Origin of the sequence: Geminocystis sp. CENA526, from assembly GCF_050753365.1 — a bacterium.
In the GTDB taxonomy this organism is placed as follows: Bacteria; Cyanobacteriota; Cyanobacteriia; order Cyanobacteriales; family Cyanobacteriaceae; genus Geminocystis.
Genome location: NZ_JBLZFY010000121.1, coordinates 1 through 10,924, shown reverse-complemented (window position 1 = coordinate 10,924; position 10,924 = coordinate 1). Strand labels below are relative to the sequence as shown.

Below are 10,924 nucleotides of genomic sequence, written 5' to 3'. Positions count from 1 at the left end.
CTGAAATTCTGTATGTAAAACTAAATCCTCCGACTGTAATAATATTAACGAATCTGCCCTAATGGGTTCATTGGATAATTCTGTGGGTTTCAATTCGGTTAATGGAATTGGGCTACCTAATAACCATGTTACCAAATCGTCTCGGAAATATTCTGCTAAAAATTTGCAAATATTATCGAACATTCAAACTCCTTTGACAATCTTGAAAATTCAAAAAAAAATCCTAGCTATAAAGCTAGGTTATAATAAAAACGATCGAAATTGAATAATAGATTTCAAGAAGAAAAACAGGCAAGATGCCTGTTCTACGATGGTAAAATTAGAGTTGAGGAACAAATTGTTCTTTTTCGGGTACGATCGTATATTCTGCTACGATTTGACGAAATTCCTCGCCATCCATAGTTTCTTTTTCGATCAGTAAGTCCACTAATCGATCGATCACTTCCCGATTTTCACGCACAATTTGACGGGCAATTTGATGACCATGTTCTGCTAACATCTTAATTTCAGCATCAATGCGAGATGCGGTTTCTTCGGAGTATTCCGCACGATTCATAAAGCCTCCCCCTAAGAAAACTTCTCCGCCTTGTCCTTCTAAAGAAAGTGAGCCTAATTCACTCATGCCAAATCGTGTCACCATCTGACGAGCCATCCCAGTAACTTGCTGTAAATCTCCTCCAGCACCTGTGGTTACTTCGTCATAACCAAAAACTTCCTCCTCAGCCGCGCGGCCTCCCATAGCACCCGCAATTCTTGCCATTAACTGGGCTTTGGTGGTTAAGCCTTGTTCTTCGTTCGGAGTAAACCATGTTAAACCTTGCGCTTGTCCACGAGGAATTAAGGTTACTTTTTGTACAGGATCGTGATCTTTTAATAGAGTACCGACAATAGCGTGACCAACTTCATGGTAAGCAATCAAGCGTTTACTCTTGCTATCCACTAAAGGAGTGCCTTCCATACCTGCGATAACTCGATCGACTGCTGCATCAATTTCTGATAAGGTAATCTCAGGTTTACGACGACGGGCGGTTAAAATAGCCGCTTCATTTAAAAGGTTCGCTAAGTCAGCACCACTGAAACCGGGGGTACGTCTGGCGATGGCTTCTAAGGAAACACTAGAAGCAATTTTTTTGTTACGAGCGTGAACATCTAAAACTCCTAATCTGCCTTTAAAATCAGGGGGATCAACCATTACTTGTCGATCGAAACGTCCTGGACGCATCAAGGCACTATCCAACACATCCGCACGGTTAGTTGCCGCAATAACGATAATTCCAGTATTACCTTCAAAACCATCCATTTCCGTTAAGAGTTGGTTTAAAGTTTGTTCTCTTTCATCGTTACCACCGCCGATACCTGCGCCTCTTTGTCTTCCCACAGCGTCAATCTCATCGATAAAGATTAAACAGGGGGCGTTTTCTTTGGCTTTTTTGAATAAATCCCGTACACGAGAAGCACCAACCCCCACAAACATCTCGACAAATTCTGAACCAGAGATACTGAAGAAAGGCACACCTGCTTCCCCTGCAATAGCTTTAGCTAGTAAGGTTTTACCCGTACCCGGAGGACCTACTAATAGAACACCTTTAGGGATTCTTGCACCAACGGCGGTGAATTTCTCAGGTTGTTTTAAGAAAGTTACTACTTCTTGTAGTTCTTCTTTAGCTTCATCGATTCCAGCCACGTCATCAAACATGACTCCAGTTTTTGCTTCCATCATAAAACGGGCTTTAGACTTACCAAAATTCATGGCTTGTCCCGGTCCACCCGGCATATTACTAGAACGGCGGAAAAGAAAGAATAACGAACCAATTAACAATACGGGGAAAACTAAGTTACCCAAAATACCCCAGATTGCGCCTTCGTTGCGTAAAGGATGAGAGTCAAAATTAACCCCAGATTCTCTTAATTTGGTGATTAACTCAGGGGAAGCACCGGGTAAGTCAACTCTTAATCTTTGTACTTGACGTAATTCAGGATCGATCGCTTCCACAATAGCGGTACGTCCATTTTCGTATAAGTCAACACTGCTGACTCTACCTTTATCAAGATATTCTAAGAATCGACCGTAAGTCATGCGAGTACTAGCGGTATTATTGCTAGTGTCGCTAATGTTGGTGGCAAAACTGCCTTGCCAAATGAAAAACCCAATGACTAGAAAGGGTATTGTCCATAATAGGACGGAACGCCAAGATAATTTCATATTTTTTATAGTTTTTGTGAAAAGACAGATATAAGTAGTTAACTTGTTCTTATCTTTGATTTTTTAACTTAGGATCAATTGTAACAACTATTTCTTAACTAAACTTAACATATCTCTCATTTTTTCTGCAAATGCTATGATATTCGGTTTTCCCTCTCGATCAAAAACTAGAGGGGGAAGAGGGGGAAGAGGGGGAAGAGGGGGAAGAAAACAGCTAAAATTATGAAAATTTCTTCTACAAAGTATTGTCAAAGATTTTTATACTGACAAAGAGATAGAAGAGTATAATTTGAGTATTTTTAAAATTTATTTAGGTTTTTGCCTTTTGCCGTTTGTCTGTTGCTTTGCCTCGCATCCATAAAAAACTTTTTCAACAATCCCTAACTATTGATTAAGATGAGAAAACCGCTATTTTGTATTTTAAATAATGAGTCAATTCAAAAAAGAGAAAATAAGAGAATTTTAGCAATTCAAAATCTTAATCTATTAGAGGAAAAAATCATTCCCCTTTTTGAAGAAGCCACTCAAACTGTTGTCAAAAATCTTAATATTCCCGTAGCTAGTCTCGGATTTTTATTAGAAAATGAGTATCGACTTAAATCAGTCTATGGTTTGTCTAATTTAGGGTTAATGAATACCATTGCTAAAACTAGAAAAATTAGTCGAGATGATGCTTTTGCTACCCATGTTATTGATAGTCAAAATTATTTAGCTATAGATAATACTCTCCAAGATTCTTTTTTTTCTAAGACAATTCTTGCTCAACATTATGGCGTTATCGCTTATGTAGGTGTACCTTTATTTATATCTAATAATGTCTGTATCGGTTGTTTAGAAGTTTTTGATATAACTCCTCGAATATTTACAGAATATGAACTTAATTTTATGCTGATGACAGCACGTTGGTGTATGGCAGAATATGAAAAAGATCAAGTCATTATTTATACACAAAATATTATTAAAAATAACCAAAAACAAACAATTTTAATTAATGAAAATGAGGTATTTTTTGAGCAAAATATATCAGATAAATATATTAAATTATTAATTTATCAATTATTAAATAAACTCAGTCAAAAATTATCTATTCCCCTAACTTCTGTGATTGGAATGTCTAGTGTTTTAAAACGAGAAATTTATGGAAAACTTAATTCTAAACAATTAGAGTATATCGAAATTATCCATGATAGTGGACAAGAAATGGTTACTTTAGTAGATGAAATAACGAAGTTAGCCAATTTTAAAACAGAGATGAATCTTGAATTTGTGCCTGTGGATTTAGAAAATTTAGGTAAACAAGTTATTAAAAGTTTAGAAAAAACTGCCTATTATAGAGAACATATTTTACGATTATCGATCGAACCGGGTGAAAAAATTTGGCAACTCGATCGAGAGAAGGTCAAAAAAACCTTATATTATTTATTAATTACTATTATTGATGGAGCAAGAATTGGGGGAGAAATACAAATTCATATATCAAAAAAAGGAGGGTATTTAAAAATTAATTGTCGAGTCATTCATTCATGGTTAGGAGAGGGTATATCTCTGGAAAAAATTAATGTTTATCAAGAGGCACTGAATAATTTTGCTCATCTTTTTTTAGAAAATGATTTAAGTGAAACAATTAATAAAAGAAATAGTGATGATTATGATTTAATTTGTTTGCTATTTAGTGCTTATTTAGCTCATCTTCAAAATGGCAATATTTCGTTACAAGGTACACAAGAATTAGGGTATCGTTTTATTATTTCTATTCCTATAAATACCTAAATAAATTAAGAATTAAGAATTAAGAAGGTTCTTCTACAGTAGCTATGATATTTTGGTAATAAATAATCGTTAAAAGTCTTGATATATAATAGGTTTAAAATTTTAAAAATGCAAATGTTATAAATTTACAGTTTTAATTTAACCTAACACCTGCCACCTGATACACTTCGACTACGCTCAGTGCGCCGCCTGACACCTTTTTTTAGACATAATTTATCATACTCAAAGTAAAAGAGCCATATTTATTTGTCTATATTTTCATTAAAGTTTTCTAATACCAACAAACAGGTAAGATAAAGTAAAGTTTTAAACAAGAGTATTATATTTGTTAGCCAATAACAGTTATTAGTAGCAATGTTTTGTCTTTCCCCTCTTCTCCCTTTTATCTTGAAATTGTCAAACTCAGGTTTACTTGAATCCTCACGAGGGATTAACCATCTGTCTTTCTTTCAAGTAACTAAAAAATTCCTTCCCTTCCCTTAAACGTCTAACTAACATTTGTCGATCGGTTAACATTTCTGATACGATGGGAATGATAGCTTTAGGGCGAAAATAAAAACGTCTATACATCTGTTCTACAGCATTTTCAATTTGAGTGGAAGAAAGATTAGGATAAGCTAAAGTCGAAGTTTGAATCCCTGAGTTAGAAATCAAATTTTGACTGCTAAACCAGTTATTTTCTAAGGCTTGGCGGTATAATTCTGTACCCGGGTAAGGGGCGGCGATCGATACTTGTATAGTATGAGGGCTTACTTCACAGGCAAAACGGATAGTTTCTTCAATGGTTTCTTGACTTTCGTTAGGTAAACCGATAATAAATGTACCATGAACTTTAATGCCTAGTTTATGGCAATTTTTCATAAATTGTCGAGCCACATCTAATCTTATTCCTTTTCTGATACCATCTAAAATACCTTGATTACCCGACTCAAAACCCACTAATAACAATCTTAAACCATTATCCCTTAACTGTTTGAGAGTATCATAATCGAGATTAGCACGGGCATTACAACTCCAAGTTAACTTTAAGCGTTTGAGATGTTTACTAATGGCTATGGCACGTTGTTTATCAATAGTGAAAGTATCATCATCAAACATATATTCTTGCACAGAATTACCGAAAAGACTCTTCGCCATTTCCATTTCCTTCCCTACGGCTTCGGGACTTTTTGCTCTATAGTTGTGTCCTCCGATAGTTTGAGGCCATAAACAGAAACTACATTTTGCAGGGCAACCTCTCCCCGTATAAAAGGAGATATAAGGATGTAAAAGATAACCGATGAAATACTTTTTGATGTCTAAATTTTGGGCATAAGTGGGCAAAACACTAGGCATTGCATCCCAATCGTGAATTAAATCCCTTTCTGCGGTATGAAGAATATTACCGTGATTGTCTCGATAACTCAAACCCTTAATATCTGCAAAATTTTTACCCTCAGCCACTTCTTTACAAGTATAGTCAAATTCATTGCGACAGACAAAATCAATAACAGGGTTATCTTCAAGGGTTTTTTCGGGTAACACCGCCACATGAGCGCCAATAAAACCGATACGAGTATCTGGATTTTGAGCTTTAATCGCCTCCGCACATTTTACATCATTGGCTAAGGAAGGGGTGCTAGTGTGCATTATCACCAATTCGTAATCTTTCGCAATTTTTAAGACATCATCGACTGTTTGATTATGGGGAGGTGCGTCTATCAATTTACTCCCTTCTACCAACGCCGAAGGTTGTGCTAACCATGTGGGATACCAAAAGGAGGTAATTTCCCGTTTTGCTTGATACCTTGCACCTGCACCACCGTCAAAACCATCAAAAGAAGGTGGATTGAGAAACAGAGTCTTTTTCATAAGATTACATCAATTATTATCATCAATAATTCAATGATCTTAACTTAGGAAGGCAATTTTAATAACTCCATAGCTATAGAATTTACGCACCCAATTTGTCGGGTGGGCATTGCCCACCAACTCCACAAATAGTGACATCTCCCACACTGACCTAACGGTACAGATGTGGGCTTCTTAACTTCGCAATTAAGAGTTTCTGCTTCACAGGACGGCACTAGCCTTACAGACAAGTCCACAAGACCCCCTAAATTATTTTTGGGTTACGCTATCGCTAACCCAACCTACACATTTATTGACAGACAATTTAATGTAGATGAAAGTCTGTTGTGTTAAAATTACAAGGTAAGGATAGCGCGAACTATCCCATACCAATTTACCTAATAAAATTATATGTCAGAACAAAGATTAAAACAAGTCGAGATACTTTTAGAAACTTGTGCTAAAGTAGCAGTTAATAATCAAAAGGATATTCGATCGTTAATTGAACAGACTGCTGAAAATAAAGCTCAAATTCGATCGTTAATTGAACAAACTGCTCAAAATCAGGCGGATATTCGATCGTTAATTGAACAAACTACTCAAAATCAGGCGGAAATTAGGGAAGTTAGACAACAAATGGCTTCCCTAAGTGAAATGTTTGTCGAAAGTGTTGGCATTATGCGTAGTATGCAATCAGAAATAAAGGGATTGCAAACAGAGAACAAAAGAATTTTAGATCATTTGTTCGGCGAAAACCCAAATTAAGATTTTTTTACCGTATAACGGTCATCTTGCCCGTATTTATAGAAATGTCTAATAGACTTCTATAAGATTTTTGATTGGTTTGCAAGGGCATAATATATTATCCCCGTACAGGGTTTTAACCCTTCTTTTCTCAATGATAAAAGTTATGCACTTATCATTCATCTGCCACCCCCTCGTAACACTGAATCTGTCCCAACTTATGAGCGTGAAGTATTTCAGCTTCACAGATATAGATAATCCCTGAATAATCCTCAAAAAACTGTACCGCCACCTGATCAGAAATCTTCAATGCCATCTCCCTATCAGTGGTAAGCACTTCAATCTTCACATTGGCATAAGTATCAGAAACGTTAGGTTGTCCAGACGATCGAACGTTACGACTACCTTTACCACCGCAGGCCATTACAGTATAACCCGTTGCTCCAGCATCGTCAATAATCTTAGCGATTGGTTTTAACAATAACTTTTCTGTGACAATGACGAGTTTATTATGTTTTGCCATATATGTTACCTCTTAATGGGTGTAATTATTGAATGAATGTAATTAATAAATGACCTAAACTGACCCAGAAAATATAGTACTAAGGTATTAACTAATCCACTGTATTTAAGCTCAGGGCGATAAATGACTTAGATTGAGGTAATAAATTTTTTCCTAAATTTCATAGGTTACACCACAACAAATATAAGAAAAACCTATATTAAATAGTCTGATTATTGCCATTTTTAACTCGTTGGTGATGACTGTTATCTTATCATAAATGTTTAAATTGTGACAATATAGAATTTTTAAAAATTGCTTAAAGTTGCTGTAAATATTGTAAATAATAGATTTTAAAGGCAAACAATTTATTTTCTTTTTTGTCAGTATTTAGGGATAGAGACTTTTTGATATTTAAAGCACAAGCAACTAGAATTTAAAAAATATAAATTAAACTTATTAAACTATTTAGCAATTTAATTCAATATCTCGTCAAAAATGTTGCTTATTGGCTCAACTTTTTCATACACTTAAGGTTATGGTTTTTGCTTAAATTATAGAATATTATCTATACAAAAGCAAAGATACAATTATTTTTTTTAGATTTTTTCAACACGGGCATCTTATTCGTAATTAGGTCGATGTCTAAAAGATATACATAAATAAAAATGGAGTCAAAACAATGAATAATTTTGAATCTAAGCATTCACAGCCAAAGTTAGATACCCATGAGGGATGGATTGTGCAAGTGTATAGTAGTAATCGCCGTTTGCTCTGGGTTTTAGAACCTTCCCACGGTTGGATTTTCTTGATTGGTTGCGGTTTTGGTTTACTGGTTTCCATAATTTGGGTTAATCTAGCTCGATACAATCCTCCTTTAGAAGCCAAGCAATCAATAGAATCTGCGCCATTACAAGTGGATTAATTCGTTTCGATCGAAGATGTCTTCCATCAAATTTTGCTGAGGAAGTACCGTGATTATTGATAATCTCTACTTATTGGTTAGATTTAAAATTACAGCTTAAACTTATAGAAAAAAGTAACAACATTAGTTAATATAGATTTTAGATTATGAAATCAAAGAAAACCATAGCTTAAAGTCTATGTTAGTGATAATGGACGGTTATCACCTTCGCTCCCATTCACAGAGCGGTTATTTTTCAACATCATATAAACAGGTTTTTCCGTCCCCCTGTACCGTAACGGTGAAAAATTCACCTTTTTCAAACTCATTTATCACAATAATCGCTCCTATTAGAGGAGGCATAAGGAGGTATTAATGGATTTTTTGTCACTTTTCTTTATGGACTTTATCAAGCAGTTGCAGTCCCCTACTCTCGCTTTTTTGATCGGTGGCATGATAATTGCCGCTCTTGGTAGTGAATTAGTCATTCCAGAGGCGATTTCTACGATCATTGTCTTCATGTTGCTTACCAAAATCGGTCTGACGGGGGGGATTGCAATCCGTAATTCCAACTTGACGGAGATGATATTACCCGTATTGTTTTCCATCATAACAGGTATTGCAATTGTTTTTATAGCCCGTTATACATTGGCTAAAATGCCAAAAGTCAAAACGGTAGATGCGATCGCAACTGGGGGATTATTTGGGGCAGTCAGTGGCTCTACTATGGCGGCAGGTTTGACGGTACTAGAAGAACAAAAGATTCAATTCGAGGCATGGGCAGGGGCGCTTTATCCCTTCATGGATATTCCTGCTCTAGTTACTGCGATCGTGGTTGCTAATATTTATCTCAGTAAAAAGCAAAGTCGTATGACTGAAGAGCTTATCAGAGAAGAATCTTTCGCTAAAGAGGTAGTTATGGCAGGAGAATATCACAGTAGCCCTGATTATCCTACCACCAGACAGGAGTATCTCAGTCAGCAACAGAATAAGTCAAAAAAGGGTGTTCAAATTTGGCCTATTATTGAAGAAAGTCTCCGAGGTCCTGCTTTATCGGCAATGTTACTAGGTATGGCACTAGGCATATTTACTCGACCAGAAAGTGTTTACGAAGGCTTTTATAATCCACCCTTTCGTGGTTTACTTTCAATCCTGATGTTGGTTATGGGCATGGAGGCTTGGTCGAGAATTGGTGAACTGCGTAAGGTTGCTCAATGGTATGTTGTGTATAGTTTGATCGCACCTTTTGTTCATGGGCTTATTGCTTTTGGTTTAGGACTGATTGCCCACTATACTATGGGTTTCAGTATGGGCGGGGTGGTAATCTTAGCTGTTATCGCTTGTTCTAGTTCCGACATTTCTGGACCTCCCACTTTACGAGCAGGTATTCCCTCCGCTAACCCTTCCGCCTATATCGGTGCATCCACCGCCATCGGTACACCTATTGCCATCGGCATTTGCATACCATTTTTTGTCGGACTAGCTCAAGCTCTTATGGGCGGTTGATTTCAATTATTCTCTTTGTTGTATCTTTGTTGGCTTGTCGGGGTTGAATAATATTTAACTCCTACAGGCAAGATGCCTGTTTTACAGGGGTGATTGCATAATTTCGATCCAACTCTAGGAAAAATTGTTAATAGCTTGGGCAACTTCTACCACATTTTCTAAGGATAATTCGGGATAAATGGGTAAACTTAACACTTCTTGTGCTAGTTTCATGGATATAGGATTAGGAGTATATTGTCCTTGATAAACTGGTAATTGATCTTGAGGAATCGGATAATAAATCATACTACCAATGCCCAAATTAGCTAAGTATTCCTTCAATTCGTCTCTTTTGCCGTTGATGACTCTAATGGTATATTGGTGAAAAACGTGACCTTTAGTCATCATTGGGGTAATAATATTAGGGTTATTAGCTAATAGTTGATTATAAGTATCGGCAATATTTCTTCTTGCCTGATTCCATTGATTAATATATTTTAATTTGATGCGTAAAACACAGGCTTGTAAACTGTCTAAACGGGAGTTATAACCCAATAATTCGTTATGATAATTTTTCTTCGCACCGTGAAGATGCAACATTGTCGCTAATTCGGCGATCGAATCATCATTAGTGACTATCATACCTCCGTCACCATAAGCACCTAAATTTTTGGTAGGATAAAAGGAATAAGCACCCACATCTCCAATGCCACCAACGTATTTGCCGATTATGCCTTCTTTATCTTCACAAGGTTTATGGCATTCAAGACAATCTCCATAATATACCGCCCCAAAAGCCTGAGCGCAATCTTCGATCACTTTTAAACCGTACTCTTCGGCGATTGCCATTATCTGTGTCATGGAGGCAGGTTGTCCGTAAAGATGAACGGGTATAATAGCCTTAGTTTTATCAGTTATCTTGTCTTTAATTGCTTCGGTGTCGATATTAAAACTCTGAGGATTAATGTCCACAAATACAGGTTTTGCATCCACTAAACTGACGGATTCTGCTGTGGCGTAAAATGAAAAGGAAGTAGTAATTACTTCATCTCCTGCCCCGATATTTAAAGCCCGTAGGGCAATGATTAGAGCATCTGTACCAGAGTTGACAGCGATCGAATGCTTGACACCTAAATACTGAGAGATTTCTTGTTCTAAAAGTTGAACTTCGGGTCCTAATACAAATTGAGTTGACTCTAACACATGATCGATCGCGCTGTCAATTTCCCCTTTTAGTTGTTGATATTGACGCTTTAAATCAAGAACAGGAATTTTCATTTCAAGATTGCTATGAAGAAATAACAAAGATTAACCTTAGAGTTTACACTATTTCTTCTCATTATCATCAGGAATATTAGACTTCTTGCAGAAGTTGAGTAATGAGTAATGAGTAATGAGTAATGAGTGAAAAAATCAACATTTTTCACCGTGACACTCCCACGCTGACCTAAGGTACAGGCGTGGGCTTCCAAATATCGCTACTTGG

8 protein-coding genes and 1 pseudogene are annotated in these 10,924 nt (G+C 36.4%); 4 read left to right on the top strand and 5 right to left on the bottom strand.

Annotated features, from left to right (window positions below):
* Positions 1–183, bottom strand: a pseudogene (locus tag ACN4EE_RS20115) (Rpn family recombination-promoting nuclease/putative transposase); the annotation flags it as partial.
* Between the two features lie 136 nt (positions 184–319).
* Positions 320–2,203, bottom strand: coding sequence for an ATP-dependent zinc metalloprotease FtsH2 (gene ftsH2 / locus ACN4EE_RS20110; RefSeq protein WP_431708282.1), 1,884 nt, complete (start codon positions 2,201–2,203; stop codon positions 320–322).
* A gap of 396 nt (positions 2,204–2,599) precedes the next feature.
* On the opposite strand from ftsH2, the gene ACN4EE_RS20105 reads away from it, so the two are divergent.
* Complete coding sequence (locus tag ACN4EE_RS20105; protein ID WP_431708281.1) at positions 2,600–3,973, top strand: GAF domain-containing sensor histidine kinase; 1,374 nt, start codon at positions 2,600–2,602, stop codon at positions 3,971–3,973.
* A gap of 420 nt (positions 3,974–4,393) precedes the next feature.
* Here the strand turns inward: ACN4EE_RS20105 and hpnJ are convergent, their stop codons facing one another.
* Positions 4,394–5,824, bottom strand: a complete 1,431-nt coding sequence (gene hpnJ / locus ACN4EE_RS20100) for a hopanoid biosynthesis associated radical SAM protein HpnJ (RefSeq protein ID WP_431708280.1) — start codon at positions 5,822–5,824, stop codon at positions 4,394–4,396.
* A 390-nt stretch (positions 5,825–6,214) separates the two neighbouring features.
* Here hpnJ and ACN4EE_RS20095 point away from each other — a divergent pair, with 390 nt between their 5' ends.
* Positions 6,215–6,568 carry a hypothetical protein gene (locus ACN4EE_RS20095; RefSeq protein ID WP_431708279.1) on the top strand — a complete coding sequence of 118 codons (354 nt, stop codon included), beginning with the start codon at positions 6,215–6,217 and terminating at the stop codon, positions 6,566–6,568.
* Between the two features lie 154 nt (positions 6,569–6,722).
* On the opposite strand, the gene ACN4EE_RS20090 is transcribed toward ACN4EE_RS20095, so the two are convergent.
* A complete protein-coding gene (locus ACN4EE_RS20090) occupies positions 6,723–7,070 on the bottom strand; it encodes a P-II family nitrogen regulator (protein ID WP_431708278.1) in 348 nt (115 codons plus the stop codon).
* Positions 7,071–7,731: 661 nt separating this feature from the next.
* Here ACN4EE_RS20090 and ACN4EE_RS20085 point away from each other — a divergent pair.
* Positions 7,732–7,974 (top strand): hypothetical protein, encoded by a 243-nt coding sequence (locus ACN4EE_RS20085; protein ID WP_431708277.1) that lies wholly within the window; start codon positions 7,732–7,734, stop codon positions 7,972–7,974.
* A gap of 354 nt (positions 7,975–8,328) precedes the next feature.
* Positions 8,329–9,459, top strand: a complete 1,131-nt coding sequence (locus ACN4EE_RS20080) for a sodium-dependent bicarbonate transport family permease (RefSeq protein WP_431708276.1) — start codon at positions 8,329–8,331, stop codon at positions 9,457–9,459.
* A gap of 114 nt (positions 9,460–9,573) precedes the next feature.
* Here the strand turns inward: ACN4EE_RS20080 and ACN4EE_RS20075 are convergent, their stop codons facing one another.
* On the bottom strand, positions 9,574–10,716 hold the full coding sequence (locus ACN4EE_RS20075; protein ID WP_431708275.1) for a DegT/DnrJ/EryC1/StrS family aminotransferase: 1,143 nt from the start codon (positions 10,714–10,716) through the stop codon (positions 9,574–9,576).
* Between the last annotated feature and the right edge of the window lie 208 nt (positions 10,717–10,924).

Bases quoted from the DNA above. Each gene is read 5' to 3' on its own strand.
- ACN4EE_RS20075 (WP_431708275.1), bottom strand. From the start codon at position 10,716: ATGAAAATTCCTGTTCTTGATTTAAAGCGTCAATATCAACAACTAAAA.
- ACN4EE_RS20085 (WP_431708277.1), top strand. From the start codon at position 7,732: ATGAATAATTTTGAATCTAAGCATTCACAGCCAAAGTTAGATACCCAT.
- ftsH2 (WP_431708282.1), bottom strand. From the start codon at position 2,203: ATGAAATTATCTTGGCGTTCCGTCCTATTATGGACAATACCCTTTCTA.
- ACN4EE_RS20090 (WP_431708278.1), bottom strand. From the start codon at position 7,070: ATGGCAAAACATAATAAACTCGTCATTGTCACAGAAAAGTTATTGTTA.
- ACN4EE_RS20105 (WP_431708281.1), top strand. From the start codon at position 2,600: ATGAGAAAACCGCTATTTTGTATTTTAAATAATGAGTCAATTCAAAAA.
- ACN4EE_RS20095 (WP_431708279.1), top strand. From the start codon at position 6,215: ATGTCAGAACAAAGATTAAAACAAGTCGAGATACTTTTAGAAACTTGT.
- ACN4EE_RS20080 (WP_431708276.1), top strand. From the start codon at position 8,329: ATGGATTTTTTGTCACTTTTCTTTATGGACTTTATCAAGCAGTTGCAG.
- hpnJ (WP_431708280.1), bottom strand. From the start codon at position 5,824: ATGAAAAAGACTCTGTTTCTCAATCCACCTTCTTTTGATGGTTTTGAC.